Raw genomic sequence first — 15,124 nt, 5'->3', positions numbered from 1 at the left:
AACGTTTTAAACGTTGTTTAAATTTATGGTATCACCTTCAATTTTTAATATCAATTTAATCCTTTCGACATTTCCGATTACCTATTCTTTTTTTATCTTTGTTATTAAAAGTTCATATATACATCTGAGAACGTCTTTGTTGTTTTCTAGTCCCTCAATAATGTGAGCATTCGGTAATTTTAATAATTGAACTGTAGTGTAAACAAATATATAAAATAAGATTATTTTTCCTTTCTAAGAAAAAAGATGAACATAATTTTTTTATGCATCATATTTTTTGGTAACTAATGTATTACTGTGACCTAGCTTGGACTGAATCCCCTTGTTGAATATTTTTATTTTATTATTAATAATTACGGTACATGAAATTATTAATAATAAAATAAAAAAAAGCTCCTTTCAAAGGACGCCCTCACCTTGGCTAAAATGATAAAATAAACACCCATCCTTTATAATTAATAAAATTTGATGGGTGTTTTGTAACGCATTATTTATTTTATTCTTACTGCGTATGAAGATATCTAAAATGATATCTTAGTTTTTCAATCGTCATTTAAAGTCCATTAACTGTATATATCTTTCTCTATATTCTTTAACAACATTTCCAACCTATCCTTAGTAACTTGATTAAAATGTGGATTTAATTCCTTTATTATGAATTCAAGTAACTCATAGCTTATGTATTCACCCAATTCCAGTGAATACTGTTCAGCTAAAAAAGGCTTTAATTTTTTAGAGATATCAATCTTATCCTATTTACTAATCTTTATCTCCATTCGATAACAAACCCCTCTTAGATTAATCTTAAAAGCTAATTAAAATAACTTTTTATTACTTATGAAAATATGTTCTTTACCACCTTATTGTATATACAACAAGGCATTCTTTTCATATCATGACATTCAATCACCTGAAAACTGTTCACTGTTGCATATCATTTTTATTTTTGAAGTAACTCTGATTTCTATATTACACATTACAATATATAAAACAAAGCCCAAATACGGAATTTTTAACTTTATCAATTTTTTTAGAGATTCCACATAATATTACCTTTTTCACATTATGAAAAATTTTTTCTATAAATTTTTCATACTTTCTATTTTTTTGGTACTTTCATTACTGTAAGTTGAAATTTTCCTCATTTTTAAAATAATACAACCTAGACTAAATGCAAAAAGAGAAAATATCCCAAAAGTAACAGTGATAGTATTTAATGATAGACTCCAGCTAATTAGGAAAGATACTAATGCCCCCCCTAAACTAGCCGATGCAATAAATAGACTAGTCACTTGATCAATATTATTTTCCATAATACGGGAAGCTAGGATTAATGTTATTGGAAAAACACCCGCTATGACTAAACCAATAATAAAGATGATAAACAAATACATACCTGTACCTCGAACAAAGGGAAATAGAGATAAAAGAATCACTAATGTAAAGCAACTATATGTAATGTATGTCCAATAATTAAATTTATGGGCTAGCTTACCTACAAGTAATCTTCCTATAACTATTGCTAGCCAAAAACAAGATATACTTACTGAACTGATTAATTCATTATTGGTAAGAATCATTATTGTAGATAAAAAATTTGCAAGATTAGTTTCTATGCCTGCATATAAGAATGCAAAAAGTGAAATAAATAATATAACTGTAATCTTTTCACTTTTAAATTTTAGAGTAAATGAGGAAAGGGATGCTCCTCCCTTTTCATTATTTTGAGGAGAAAAATTTAGAAATTTTGTACGTCCAAACATGTACCAAACAAATAGTGTAAAAATAAAGAATAGTAATATCCCATAAAGAATAAAATACCATTCATAAAATTTTATAATATAATTAACTAGTAACGGAAACCCTAGCGCCCCAACCCCAAACCATACTTCGAGAATGCTAAATTTAGCAGCACTATTCCTTTCTGCTGAAATAATAAAGGAACCCACCGTAGTTTCTAACAAACCTGCTCCATAGCCTAATACAAAGCAAATAACGGCTAAATATGCCCATTCTTTAATATATATAAAACCTCCTAGAACGATAGACATTACTAAAACACCTAATGTTATTGTTTTGAAATAATGATACTTTCTTACTAGTATGGGTGAACTTAGAACACCGAATAAAAAACCTGTGAATTGAAAAAATATTAAAACACCTAATTGATCAGGGGTTCTTCCATAATATTGTATTAATGAAGGAATTAAACTACCTATGCAAACATGTATTATTCCTACAATAAAATAAAGCAAGCAACCATAATAAAACATTAACCGCATCTTTTCTCAACTCCAATCCAAAATAAAAACAGGGATTTAAGTAAATGTTCTAAACCCCTGTTTTTACCATAAAACTAAATAGTTGCTACAGATTGTTCTTTATTACTACTGCTTTTATCAAAAAACATATCCAATATAACTTGTGAACGAAATCCATCTTCAAATGTTGCTACAGACTTTTTAGGGCCACCTTCCGCAGCCTTTGCCCATTCTATAATTTCACTTCTAAAAGAATCAGACCATTCAAAAATCTCATTTTCTGGATCGACTAGTAAAGGTAATGATAATGGGATTTCATGTTTTTCCAATCCATCAAAGAGTACATACTTATTTGGCTCTTTAGAAGAATACTTATATTCTTTCTTCGTACCTATTACCTCTATACTAAAACCACAATCGTCAAGAAACGAACTTTTAGATGTTGTAATATTAACAAAAACCTTATTGTTCAATTGGCCATACACCTCAGCATAGTCATCAACAAATACTGGTTTGCTTTCTTTTTCCTTAACATTTGTTTTAATTTTAGTACGAACGGTATCCTCTCTAAAATCACTCTCGAACAAAAACCATAGTAAGTCTATTAGATGGATCCCCAAATCTCCCAAGGCCCCACTAGTTTTATTACTTTGAAAATCATCTCGCCAAGTAAACGAAGTTCTCCTAAAAGCGCTATTCTTTTTAAAATGCAATCTTATCACTACTATTTCCCCTAATTCTTCATTTTGAATTAATTGTTTTAAAGCCTTAACATAGGATAAGTAGCGATAGTTAAACCCCATTGAAGCGACTAAATTAGTATTTTTTGCTATTGTCATCATATATTTTGCTTCTTCACAAGAGATTGCCATTGGCTTTTCACATAACACATGTTTGTTTTTTAATAACGCTTGAACAGCTTGAGATTTATGACAAAAATTCGGGGAAGATATTATTACCCCATCAACTACTTCTAGTAACTCTTCATAGCTATTAAAAACCTTCCCACCAAAATCCCCTATCAATTTATCGGCATTCTCATAATTAACATCATACACTCCAACTAATTTACAATTATCAACAGTTGATAATGCTCTAGAATGAGCTCTTGCAATACTTCCTGCACCTATAATTCCAATATTCATTATATGAACATCCCCTTTTAATTAATAATGTGCTTTAGAGTATTTAAAATTCCAATCGAGTATTCACCTTGAGCTAACATTGAGTGTATTTTTTTAGCCTCTTCTGTTGCATTTTCTACTAAATAACCATGCCTTACAGCTTGTAGCATTCTTAAATCATTCCCACTATCTCCAAAAGCTATTGCATTTGTTTTATCTAGTTCGTACTTGTCTAAAATAAATTTCACTATCTCATCTTTACCTGTTCCAAGTGGAATAAAATCTACATCATAGCAATTTTCTGGATCACCAGCTAATGGATTACATTTGTTAATATTAACTCCAACTTGGAATATTTCTCCGATTTCTTCTATCTTTTCTAAATTCTTTGCATCAATAAATTCATTTTGCTCTTCATAATAAAAATTAAATTTGTACTTAGAACTTCCTAATTGTGTCTGAGGTCTTAAAAAAATTTCATATTTTATTTCTAGCAATTTAAGAATTCTTTCAATCTTTGAAGAATCAAAACCACCCTCTATAATTCTCTCTTCCCAAATTTGATCATCTATAGTAGTCCCATTACTATCAAAGTACGTTATTTCTGTACCTAATCCACTCGCCACAAAATGAGGGAAATACTGAATACCACCTTTTTTCATTTTTTCAGCAATTGATTCTAAACTACTTCCCGTTACCCAACCAATTACTATATCCCCTTTACTTCCGTGTTCATACAAATACTTTTCTAACAATTTCATATTACTTCTTTTAGAATCATCCATATTATGAGGATAATAAGTTTCATCAAAATCACAGAAAACTACATATTTAGGCTTTTTAACCTGTGGTAGTCTTCCAAAATTTAAAGACTTTAAAACTTCATTATTTATTGACATTGAATAATCCCTCCAAAACGAAATTTTGCTCTTCTAACATCATGTTTGGGTGTAAAGGTAAATGTAATATTTCTTTATGAACTTGCTCTGTATTTAATATATTTTTTTGTAAATCATTTTCCTTTACCCACTTAGTATTTTGTTTATGAGATAATACCGGATAATAAATATCTGTTTCAATGTTGTACAATTGGTACAATTTATTTTTCAACTCGTCTCTTCTTCCATTTTCAACTCTAATCGGAAAAAGGTGCCAGACATTATCTTCTGTCATCTTAGGTAACTTAATTAATTCTCTATCCTCTAATTCCTTTAAATCACGTATATATCGTTGAGCTAAATACGCTCTTTTTAAATTGTTGTATGATAAGTACTTAATTCTTTCCAAACCAATAGCTGCTTGCAAATTATCAATTTTAGAATTGAATCCAAAGTCTAATACCTTTTTATTTTTTTTATCAATTTCAAATCCATGATAACTATATTGATTGCAACGTATTGCAAGAGTTTCATTATCGGTAACTATTGCACCTGCCTTACCACATACACCAAAATTTTTATATGGATTAAAACTAAGAACAATAATATCTCCATATTCTCCAAGATTTGAAGAACCAATAGCTTGACATGCATCTTCAATAACTCTTAATTGATATATATCCGCGATTTCACGAATTTTTTTCATTTCACATTGTTTACCATACAAATGTACAGGCAAAATGCATTTAGTTTTTTGGGTTATAGCTTCTTCGATTTTAGACGGATCAATACAATAACTCTTCTGATCTATATCTACAAATATAGGTTTTGCTCCGACTGCTAACACAGCATTTTCTGTAGCAGCAAAACTATTAGCTGGCATAATTACTTCATCCCCCGGCTGGATACCAATAGATAACAATGACACCATAAGAGCATCTGTACCACTACTTGTTGCAATTACAAACTTTTTATTTAAATAACTTCCGATTACTTCTTCTAGTTTTTTTGAAAATGGTCCACTTGTGAATTGACCTGTCGGTAAAACATCTTTTAAAACCCCTATAATTTTTTCAACCTCATCTTGAGAAATCAACCGATTAACTGGCATAAATTCTATTTTCTGTATATTTTTTCTGCTATAATTGAAAATATCTTTTTCTATATCAATATCTATTTTCAATTTGTTTTCCCTAAATAATTTCTCTTTCATCTTGTGATTCGGTAATATATTACTAATTTCAAATTCTTTTTCTTTTGTTTCCCCCTGTAGGCACTTTAATAAAGCTAAATTGTCTTTACTATGTCCAGAAATTGTAGTAAGAGTTTTCACGTTAAATCACCTCTAAGAAATTATTTTGAAAATCATGAGTAGACTATATTTTATGTTATCGATTACATGTCAACATATTTTTTACGGAGGGTTTCTCTATGGTAACAATTAATGAAATAGCTAAATTATGTAATGTATCAAATGCTACGGTTTCAAGAGTTCTAAATAATCATCCTTATGTAAATTCAGAAAAACGTGAGAAAATAATAAAAGTAATGCAAGAATTCAACTATACTCCTAGTTCTATTGCAAGGAATCTTAGGATAAATAAGACACAAACCATTGCACTATCAATTCCCAATATAGATCATCCCTTTTTCGGAAAATTAGCTAGAGAAATTTCTAAAGAATTATTAAAGCATAATTACAAATTGCTAATTTATCAGACTTTTTATGAGAAAAAAATTGAACTTGAATTACTTTCCTTACTAAAGAATAAGGCTGTAGATGGTGTAATTCTCGCATCCCTAGAAAATAGTTGGGAAAATATAGAACATTATTTAGCATATGGGCCCATAATACTTTGTAATGAGTATGAGGAAAATGCACCTATTCCGATAATTTGTTACGATGAATTTGAAGCTGGATACAAAGCTGTTAAACATTTAATAAGCAAAGGTCATAAAAAAATTGGCTTTTGTTTTGATTCTCTTAATAGTCAAGCACAATTAAAACGCCAACAAGGTTATCTGCATGCCTTAAAAGAGAAACAATTACCATTCAATAAAAAATGGCTATTTGGAGATGCAATTACTATTAATGATGGGTTTAGAATTTTTGAGAAGCTAGATAAATTAAAAGATAAACCTACTGCACTATTTACAGGAAATGATCAAGTTGCTGCTGGAGTCATTAAAGGAGCTACTATTAAAGGGTATTCTATTCCAACTGACTTAGCTGTTTGTGGTTATGACAATCAATTAATTTGTACAGTTACATCCCCAACAATTAGTACTATTGATATTCCAATTGTTAAACTGAGTAAACGAACCGTTAACGAGATACTACTATATATAAATACAGATGAATCTATTAAACGTAAAATTATTGAATATCCTACTAACTTAATTATTCGTGAATCTACATAATTAAAATAAAAGTTTTTGCTTAAATTTATCTAATATATAAAAAGAGGACGTAAATAATAATGCGTCCTCTTTTTATATTAAGCTAAAACAATCCATTAAAATGCTTTTCACGAAGCCATATATATAATGTTATTAAGAAAGATAAGCACTAACATTTTAACTGTTACAATAGGTGACATCACATAATTCATACCCACGACAAGCATTACATGTCACTCCATATTCAGCAAGAAATTTCATTATATGATAATGTTTATATATTAGCATTAGGAGGATTTAGATGATGAAGAAATCAGTATTAGTAGTTGGTTTATCAGTTGTAATGTTAGCAGCTTGCGGCGAAAAAGAAATGGTTCAAAAGGAGCAGCCAAAAACACAACAAACAACGGTGAAAACAGAACAACCAAAAGATGAGCAGACAAGAATGACGAAAAGTATTGAACATAGAACCAAAGAGATTATAGAATATTTCGGTGGTACTGTAACAGCGGTTGAATTAAATAAAGAAAATAACTTGTATGTCTTATATGTTTTCGTTGACAAAACAGCATTGTCAAATGCTGACGAAGGCTTACGAAAAAATTTCGGCTACAGAACGAGAACAAAGTTAAAAGACGCCGTTGCGCAAAGTGGCTTGCAAGAATACGACAAAACAACCATAAGATACTTCACATCAGATGGTAAAACAGAAATCGAATTTGAATAAGCACTTCTACGTGAGTGCTTATTATTTTCACCTGTTATTTCAAGGTTTAGAAGATTATTTCGAACCTTTGACATTTAACCCTGGTTCGGAAAATTAATACTCTCTTTTCTCTTTTCTTTCAATACATCATAACTTTGATTCTTTCTCATTATTTTGAACTACCCCCACTTTCACTTCGTTTAGAAGTGAGGGATTCCTAAGTATAATCGATATCTATCCCTGGTGTAGTAGACGCCCGAATAATCGCAATTTTATTTGATAAAGGATCTAATGTACCCATTCCATCAACACCTCTTGCATTCCCTGCCCCTAATGCTTTTAAAATAATCTCATCTCTAATAGATTGATTGGAAGGCAAATCTTTATCTAAAAAAGAAGCCTTTTGACGTTCCTCCACGCATGATAAAACAAGGTATTTTCATTTATAAGCATCTCCCTTCTATACTTCACAATATAAAACATATATTCTTTATATACAAAATAAAAAATATATGTTTTATTATTTTGTCAACTAATCTAATCAAAGAAAAATATATTAGTTTGAAATCTTTTTTCCCCCTTATTTGTAAATAAAATCCTTGAAAAGGTTTAATTGTAAATTACGTTAATAAACCCCTATCATTTGGTATCTATTCTAACAATAAAGTAAAAAATAATTAATCGAATACTGTGTATAAACAAAAGATTTATTATTCTGAATGTTAATCATATTAAATTGATCACATTTACCAAACAAATAACTTAAATTATAAGCACATTCGACAACAATTGATTGTTTTCTGAATATTATTGAAAAAAATGTAAAATCACTTCATTTTCCCTTCTATTTTGCTATGATAGTTACAATTAAATTGGATTAGGATATTTCTATAGGATGGGGGAGTATATAATGAGTGTTTCATTAAAGAGAAATGAAGAATTAACCTCTCTATTGAACGACTGGTATCGATCTATGCTATCTCAACAAGTTATAAAAGCTACTAATCTGAAAAAGAAAATTGATGAAAAAATTAATAAGTTAAGCATTGAGTCGAATCAAAAACATCAGGATCAAAATTTGTTACTGTATTACTCACTACTTGAATTTCGTTACACGGTCTTAACAGATAGCCTCGGTATTCAACATGATAGTTTTGACGCTATTAGTGATTATGATATGCCTACAGACCATTTTCTGCGCTTCTATTATCACTTTTTTAAATCCATTCATTCCACTTTTATATCAAGTTTTTCTGAAGCAGAGGAACATTATAAACTGGCAGAAAAGATATTAGTAAAAATTCCAGATGAAATTGAACACGCTGAATTCTACTATAGAATTGCTACTTTTTATCACCATACCTATAACATGCTAGCTTCTATCGAATACGCAAATAAATCGAGAGAAATCTTTTCGAAGTATGAAGGTTATGAAGTAAAAACAGCCTTTTGTAATAGTTTGCTAGGAGGTTGCTGTATCTATTTAAAGCAGTACGAACAAGCAGAAGAATATCTGCATTATGCAATTGAATTACTACAAAAGAATGAGGAAGAAGATTCCTTGTTATTCGTAAAAAGTACTTTAGGATGGCTGTATTCTGATCAAAGTATGTCTACGTTAGCTATTCGTCATCTTTCAGAAGTAACAGAGAAAATCCCTACACACTTCAAGGCTATCTTCCTACAAGCTAAGGAGCATTATAAATTAGGACAACAATCAGCAGCTAGCAAACTCATTGATAAGGGATTACAGATTTGCAGAGGAATTCAAAACGAAGAATACACACACCACTTCTCTATTTTAAAAAGATTAAACGAAAATATTCCATTGGAAGAATTAGAAAAAATCATCCAAGAAGGAATCTTATACTTTGAGGAAGAAGAATTATGGGAATATGTTGTCGAATACGCTGAATTATTTGCCACAAAATGTAGACAATTAGAGAACCATCAAAAGGTAAGTGATTATTTCCAAATTTGTTACCAAGCAAGACGAAAATCAATCGAAAAAGGAGTGTTAAAATAATGAAAAAAATCAGCCTATTATTATCGGGTATTGCTTTTATTGGGATTCTAACGGTGGGAATTTCTCCATTTTTTAAAGCGGATCAGTTTGCTACTCATGGACATTACCCTGCTCCTACATATAGTGTTGGCGATCATGGTGGTGCACCACAACAAACTTAATATAAGTGTATGTAAGGACCCTTCATTTGAAAGGTCTTTACATATCAAAATATGTATTGTTCTTTTTGGCTACGCCAAATCAAAATTCTTCTCTCACCTATCACCCTACACTCTCTTAGGGCAGGAGAACTCTTTCGGAAAATTCGTTAAATAATAGAAATAGACTAACTATTATATCTATCAACTCTTTATATGCAATATTACATGCGAAGTGCCTTAAATATTTTGTTATACTATGTATGTGGATTTTTCATCCAAAAATCCTCTTAAACGCATATTTTTGTATATGCCACCCTAATTGATGAAAGTGAGAAGAATGTTTATCATTTTTCTCACTTTTTTTATTTTAATTATGTGCTTGTACTTATTCTCTAGTTATTTTAAGTAATATAAGCTCAAAAAGAGAATTCACTTTTCAAATCCAACCTATCGAATCAATTATTATCTAATAATACCACACCATCTTTATCAACTCATTTTAGAATATTTGAACAATAATTTTATATACAAGCTCTGCATAAATTATTCATTTTCATTTATATAAGGTCTACATTTTTACTTCTGATAAATTATCAAATATTGAATTATTATACACAAACCAAAAAACACGAGGTATTTTGTAGAATTTTGTCTATCAATATGTATGTACACCCTTATGTAGTGGATATAGACTGTGAGGTGTAAGGAGGTACCTTACAAAATAATGAAAAGGAGATTATAAAATGATTAGATTAACGAAAGTCTCAAAGTTAGCATTTGCAACATTAATTGTGGGAAGTAGTTTAAGCGTCTTTGTGTCGTCACACAGTGTACAGGCTGACACCTTAGATCATAATTACCAAGACACTCAAAAATTCATACCACCTTCTAGTGCTAGGCAAACATTGGAACAAAAAAACACTATTGTTCCAGAATCAAAAGTTATTAAAAACCATTATGTAAAATACTCTAAAACACATTTCCAATCTAAAGAAAGTATACCAAAAGAAATTTATTATTCTTCAGAAGGTTTTAAGGGCTATATACAGGCAAGTACCGTTTTGGATATGGGAAATCATTTCGTAACGCTATATTCTGGAACCGTTATTCGATGTTAGATTTTTAATCCTACCTCTTTAAATGCTTATAATGATCAATAGCTCACTGCCAATAATGGAATATCTATTGTTCAAAAAATAAACCACAAAATCTTTTGATTTCATGGTTTATCAAATATAAAGATAATGCTAAATATATACTCTAACATTACCTTCCCCAAAGTTAATTATAGAGTATTTTCTCAAAAAAGACACTCCTGTAGTGTCTTTTTTATATTATTTTGATTTACTCCCATCTTACTTTTATTAAACTCATATACCCAATTTTGGGGCGCCTTATGGCGTCTTTTTTTATGCTATTGAAGTAAAAAACAGGACCGTAATATCATTGGTAAAAAAATTGTATACTTTAACAAGAATTCCGCCTACTAACCCTTATTTTTTGCGGCTATTTATTTGTTTCAACATAATAATTTTTCATCTCGTATATGCAATAGACAATGATAGCTAAACTCCAACTGACACCATAGTAATCATGTGTGTAGAAATCATAACCTGCCTTAATACCTTTTTCCATTACAACTAACGTAAATCCTAACGCCACCCACTTGTTAATTTTCATCTTAATATACGTTATCGCTATAATTATTAAAAATAAAATATTTGTAAGGTAGTTTATCATTAGCTCGTATTTTTGAATGTATACTGCCATTATACAAGCAACGATATTAGTCGCAATGCCCAAGGCAATCACGGCTCCCCAAATCCTGTCCGAAATTCCCACTCCTGATTCAGTCCCTTCCTTAATTCGTTCCTCCCCCCCTATTCAAGGTATGCTGTATTATCCTTGTCTGATGAATATCTATTTATCTTTTCATATAGAGCAAACAAAATTTTCACTCATAATTTTTTCTTTATCAGGCAAACTAGATTTAAGCCGTTTGAACTAGCGGCTTCACTCTTCTGGTAATGGGGTAGGAATTTATAGGAATTGACTAACTCATTCAGTCCCTTGGCACCGGCAGGCGACAAAATTGTTGTCTGCCATTTTCATGTATACTTTTTCTGATTCCATTCCAAACTATATGTTTGCTGTACCAATTTTAAAAAGAGCGGGATTTGATTTTTGAATAAGTAAAAAAGATAAAGCTCAATCCACTTTTGGTATAGGACTTTTTCTTTTTACATATACTATTTTTAAGCCTTTTTACCAATACGTGTCCTATTGGTGTCTTAAATTCCTCCTAAAAAGGGCGGCAGATACGACTGCATGCCCTTTTTATTTATACTGATTTTCTATATCCAATATAGTAATTGAAGACTAAAAATGCACTATTACATATTCTGTTCAGTCTAGATTATGTTAAAATTTCTTATGTTGTTTATTTCATAGTCGAATTATGGTTTCATATCTAATTCAACAATATGTGAGCTGTATACCAAAAGAAAAGACACCCAAAAGGTGTCTTTTCTTCTTTTAATCTAAAAAAATATTTTTCTTTTTCAGGAAGATTAATTATCTCACTAACCTAAACCTCTAATTCAAAGACCTTTTGGTCACGGTGCTCAAAAGATTTCATCTATATTAACATGTAAATAGTTCACTTCCTAATCATATTTCCACCACTATATTTGATTTCTCAAAGATTTTCTGTCTTGTTCTTAATTTTGTCAAAATCTTCATATAGCTACACAAAATATATATGCTATTATGTTTTTAAGAAACTATGCGTTCCCTTAACCCTGTATCCGACCCTGTATTTTTTTACAGGGTCTTTATTTATTTTATCATTTTAGCCAAGAAGACTCCTTCCTCAAGGAACGCGAAGTGAGTAGGTGGGAGATGAATTGGCTTCGAACAAGAGATGGCAGGAAGCCATCTTAATTGTTCGACATACATAAAGTGTTACTTCACTATCCATCGAATGTACGTTTGGTGTATAATATTCATATACCGAAATGGAGGTGAATCAAATGATAATTAATAAAGCCTTTAAGTTTCGTATCTATCCAAATCATGCACAAGCAATTCTAATTAATAAAACGATAGGTTGTTCTCGCTTTGTATTCAATCATTTCCTATCCCTATGGGATCACGCATATAAAGAAACTGGAAAAGGTTTAACATATGGTACATGCTCTGCCAAACTTCCTGCCATGAAGAAAGAGTTTGTTTGGCTCAAAGAAGTGGATAGTATTGCGATTCAGTCGTCTGTTCGCAACCTTGCGGATGCGTATACACGCTTTTTCAAAAAACAAAATAGTGCCCCGCGTTTCAAATCCAAGAAGAATAACGTACAATCTTATATCACAAAACAAACAAATGAAAACATTGCCATTGTAGGAAACAAAATAAAATTGCCAAAACTAGGTCTTGTTCGATTTGCCAAAAGTCGTGAAATAACGGGACGTATTGTAAATGCTACAGTTAGACGAAACCCTTCTGATAGATATTTTGTGTCACTATTAGTTGAAACAAAAGTACAAGAACTTCCGAAAACTCATTCTTACATTGGGATAGATGTAGGACTAAAAGATTTCGCTATTTTGTCAGATGGAAAACCCTATGAAAATCCGAAGTTTTTCCGATTATTAGAAGATAAGTTGGCGAAAGCACAGCGTGTTCTTTCTAGAAGAATGAAAGGATCATCTCGTTGGAATAAACAACGAGTAAAAATAGCTAGAATTCATGAATACATATCAAATGCTAGAAAAGATTACTTAGACAAAATCTCAACTGAAATCATCAAAAACCACGATGTTATCGGTATAGAGGATTTGCAAGTATCAAATATGTTAAAAAATCGTAAGTTAGCAAAAGCAATTAGTGAAGTATCTTGGTCACAGTTTCGAACCATGTTGGAATATAAAGCAAAATGGTATGGCAAATAAGTCATTGTCGTATCGAAAACATTTGCTTCCAGCCAATTATGTTCTTGTTGTGGATATCAAAACAAAGACGTTAAAAATCTAAACCTACGTAAATGGGACTGTCCTTCTTGTCGTACACACCATGATAGGGATATTAACGCAAGTATCAATATAAAGAATGAAGCAATAAGACTTCTAACCGCAGGGACTGCGGGGTTAGCCTAATCAATTAGAGTTCGATAGAACCCTTTACTTAGGAATCCCTCACTTCTAAACGAAGTGAAAGTGGGGGTAGTTCAATTACTTTCATTAGCTTATAAGAGTTAATACACACCCCATTTCAATTATAATCGTTTAAATGTTAGTTAGAATTTGAAATGATAAACCTATTAACTTTTTAACACTTGTAATCTAATACTAGATTTCTAAATGTATACTACACTAAATATCAGTTAACACTATACACATAGTGTTAACCATCTTAATTGAATATTAGTAATAGTAAGTATAAAGAATATCAATTTACTATATCTTACATTTATGTAAAAATAGATGTATGTTAAGCTTTTTCAAAATCTTTCCCCTAATAAAGATTTGAAGTAGCATTTCATGATTCTCCTTACGGTTAATATGCCTTGAAAAAGAACCCTATAGGGTTCTTTTTCTTCTTATTACATCCACAGCAGATACTTAATTAACATACAAAAAGGACTGACAATTACTTGCAGTCCTTTTTGTACCTAAATATACACTTATATTAAGTACTTAACTCTTTATTTTATTTGGCATGCATATGAACTACACATGTCATTATCATCTAGATACATAACACTTCCAAATTTAGAAGTACACAATAACAAATCTTTCCCAGCTTCCAGCTGCATAACTATTAGCAGTTAATTCTCTACCACCATTCGCTGATATAAATCTACCATTACTTAGCGCTTGTAATACATATATCCTATTGTCTCCACCATTATATAAGATAAATTTTTCCCATGCCCCAATTGATGTACGATCTGCTACTACTCTACCATTTGGCTCAAACGAAACGTACTTTCCATTACTTTTCGCTTTTAAAGCAAACGTATATAATTCCCCAGTCGGAATTAATTCGAATTTCTCCCATTCATTAACTGCACTACGATTTGCTACTACATTTCCTGATGGCTCAGCAGACACATATTGTAAATTTGCAGCTTGTATAGCAACGGTCCAGCTTCCATTAAATAGATTCACACCTTTTAGTGAACTTGCATTTGATTGGTTGGCTGCCAATGCATCATTCGATGGGGTTATCATCATTATCATTAGAACCATTGGTAACACCATTAAAACTAACTTTTTAAAGATCTTATTACCATTTGCATGAGTTATGAACCTCTTCATTCCCATTCCTCCCTTAATATATAGCACTCATATACATCATACCAAATATGTAAAATATTGTAATGTAAAGGAGTCTTTATCAACAAATACCTTATTATTCTGTTTCTTTTTTCTCAAATCTATAGCACCTAAACATCACTCAGTCCTCAAACATATTTTTATATTAATTTCACTTTATATTAAATAAAAGCCAAATAGCCGTTCATAATGAACGACTATTAAGCATCTAACTAAAAATTCGAATATTTTTCATGTTAATCTATTTTGTTTA

13 protein-coding genes and 1 pseudogene are annotated in these 15,124 nt (G+C 30.7%); 6 read left to right on the top strand and 8 right to left on the bottom strand.

Translation table 11 applies throughout. From position 1 onward, the window contains the following. Positions 1-563 precede the first annotated feature (563 nt). The 5 genes from QCI44_RS29565 to QCI44_RS29545 all read right to left on the bottom strand — a co-directional run bounded on the left by QCI44_RS29565 (position 564) and on the right by QCI44_RS29545 (position 5,596). Complete coding sequence (locus QCI44_RS29565) at positions 564-746, bottom strand: DUF2164 family protein (protein WP_229188547.1); 183 nt, start codon at positions 744-746, stop codon at positions 564-566. Positions 747-1,079: 333 nt separating this feature from the next. Beyond that, positions 1,080-2,282: an MFS transporter gene (locus QCI44_RS29560; RefSeq protein ID WP_016135573.1), complete on the bottom strand. Its 1,203-nt coding sequence runs from the start codon at positions 2,280-2,282 to the stop codon at positions 1,080-1,082. Between the two features lie 74 nt (positions 2,283-2,356). Then, positions 2,357-3,406, bottom strand: a complete 1,050-nt coding sequence (locus QCI44_RS29555) for a Gfo/Idh/MocA family protein (protein WP_016090056.1) — start codon at positions 3,404-3,406, stop codon at positions 2,357-2,359. 17 nt (positions 3,407-3,423) lie between these two features. Next, positions 3,424-4,284, bottom strand: a complete 861-nt coding sequence (locus QCI44_RS29550) for an HAD-IIB family hydrolase (RefSeq protein WP_016135572.1) — start codon at positions 4,282-4,284, stop codon at positions 3,424-3,426. Then, entirely contained in the window at positions 4,271-5,596 is a 1,326-nt protein-coding gene (locus QCI44_RS29545; protein ID WP_016135571.1) for a DegT/DnrJ/EryC1/StrS aminotransferase family protein, read from the bottom strand. Before QCI44_RS29545 ends, QCI44_RS29550 begins: the two co-directional genes overlap by 14 nt. Before the next feature lie 98 nt (positions 5,597-5,694). Between QCI44_RS29545 and QCI44_RS29540 the strand changes: the two genes are divergently transcribed. Both QCI44_RS29540 and QCI44_RS29535 read left to right on the top strand, forming a co-directional pair. Next, positions 5,695-6,684: a LacI family DNA-binding transcriptional regulator gene (locus tag QCI44_RS29540; RefSeq protein WP_016090053.1), complete on the top strand. Its 990-nt coding sequence runs from the start codon at positions 5,695-5,697 to the stop codon at positions 6,682-6,684. A 280-nt stretch (positions 6,685-6,964) separates the two neighbouring features. Next, positions 6,965-7,390 carry a hypothetical protein gene (locus QCI44_RS29535; protein WP_353811625.1) on the top strand — a complete coding sequence of 142 codons (426 nt, stop codon included), beginning with the start codon at positions 6,965-6,967 and terminating at the stop codon, positions 7,388-7,390. Positions 7,391-7,586: 196 nt separating this feature from the next. On the opposite strand, the gene QCI44_RS29530 is transcribed toward QCI44_RS29535, so the two are convergent. Continuing rightward, positions 7,587-7,787 (bottom strand): PrpF domain-containing protein, encoded by a 201-nt coding sequence (locus QCI44_RS29530; protein WP_016090050.1) that lies wholly within the window; start codon positions 7,785-7,787, stop codon positions 7,587-7,589. 492 nt (positions 7,788-8,279) lie between these two features. Here QCI44_RS29530 and QCI44_RS29525 point away from each other — a divergent pair, with 492 nt between their 5' ends. The 3 genes from QCI44_RS29525 to QCI44_RS29515 all read left to right on the top strand — a co-directional run bounded on the left by QCI44_RS29525 (position 8,280) and on the right by QCI44_RS29515 (position 10,653). Further along, on the top strand, positions 8,280-9,395 hold the full coding sequence (locus tag QCI44_RS29525) for a response regulator aspartate phosphatase (RefSeq protein ID WP_088083746.1): 1,116 nt from the start codon (positions 8,280-8,282) through the stop codon (positions 9,393-9,395). After that, on the top strand, positions 9,395-9,556 hold the full coding sequence (locus QCI44_RS29520; RefSeq protein ID WP_016090048.1) for a transcriptional regulator: 162 nt from the start codon (positions 9,395-9,397) through the stop codon (positions 9,554-9,556). The genes QCI44_RS29525 and QCI44_RS29520 overlap by 1 nt, the downstream gene beginning before the upstream one ends. Before the next feature lie 722 nt (positions 9,557-10,278). Next, on the top strand, positions 10,279-10,653 hold the full coding sequence (locus tag QCI44_RS29515; RefSeq protein ID WP_016090047.1) for a hypothetical protein: 375 nt from the start codon (positions 10,279-10,281) through the stop codon (positions 10,651-10,653). A 388-nt stretch (positions 10,654-11,041) separates the two neighbouring features. Here the strand turns inward: QCI44_RS29515 and QCI44_RS29510 are convergent, their stop codons facing one another. Then, entirely contained in the window at positions 11,042-11,377 is a 336-nt protein-coding gene (locus QCI44_RS29510; protein WP_033660013.1) for a hypothetical protein, read from the bottom strand. A 1,190-nt stretch (positions 11,378-12,567) separates the two neighbouring features. Here QCI44_RS29510 and tnpB point away from each other — a divergent pair. Then, a pseudogene (gene tnpB / locus QCI44_RS29505) lies at positions 12,568-13,689 on the top strand (IS200/IS605 family element RNA-guided endonuclease TnpB). Positions 13,690-14,304: 615 nt separating this feature from the next. Here the strand turns inward: tnpB and QCI44_RS29500 are convergent. Further along, positions 14,305-14,853, bottom strand: a complete 549-nt coding sequence (locus tag QCI44_RS29500; RefSeq protein ID WP_016135911.1) for a fascin domain-containing protein — start codon at positions 14,851-14,853, stop codon at positions 14,305-14,307. Between the last annotated feature and the right edge of the window lie 271 nt (positions 14,854-15,124).

This window comes from Bacillus cereus group sp. RP37 (assembly GCF_040459695.1).
GTDB lineage: Bacteria > Bacillota > Bacilli > Bacillales > Bacillaceae_G > Bacillus_A.
This window is presented reverse-complemented; position numbering and strand designations above follow the sequence as displayed.

Bases quoted from the DNA above. Each gene is read 5' to 3' on its own strand.
- QCI44_RS29560 (WP_016135573.1), bottom strand. From the start codon at position 2,282: ATGCGGTTAATGTTTTATTATGGTTGCTTGCTTTATTTTATTGTAGGA.
- QCI44_RS29555 (WP_016090056.1), bottom strand. From the start codon at position 3,406: ATGAATATTGGAATTATAGGTGCAGGAAGTATTGCAAGAGCTCATTCT.
- QCI44_RS29550 (WP_016135572.1), bottom strand. From the start codon at position 4,284: ATGTCAATAAATAATGAAGTTTTAAAGTCTTTAAATTTTGGAAGACTA.
- QCI44_RS29540 (WP_016090053.1), top strand. From the start codon at position 5,695: ATGGTAACAATTAATGAAATAGCTAAATTATGTAATGTATCAAATGCT.
- QCI44_RS29535 (WP_353811625.1), top strand. From the start codon at position 6,965: ATGATGAAGAAATCAGTATTAGTAGTTGGTTTATCAGTTGTAATGTTA.
- QCI44_RS29525 (WP_088083746.1), top strand. From the start codon at position 8,280: ATGAGTGTTTCATTAAAGAGAAATGAAGAATTAACCTCTCTATTGAAC.
- QCI44_RS29520 (WP_016090048.1), top strand. From the start codon at position 9,395: ATGAAAAAAATCAGCCTATTATTATCGGGTATTGCTTTTATTGGGATT.
- QCI44_RS29515 (WP_016090047.1), top strand. From the start codon at position 10,279: ATGATTAGATTAACGAAAGTCTCAAAGTTAGCATTTGCAACATTAATT.
- QCI44_RS29500 (WP_016135911.1), bottom strand. From the start codon at position 14,853: ATGAAGAGGTTCATAACTCATGCAAATGGTAATAAGATCTTTAAAAAG.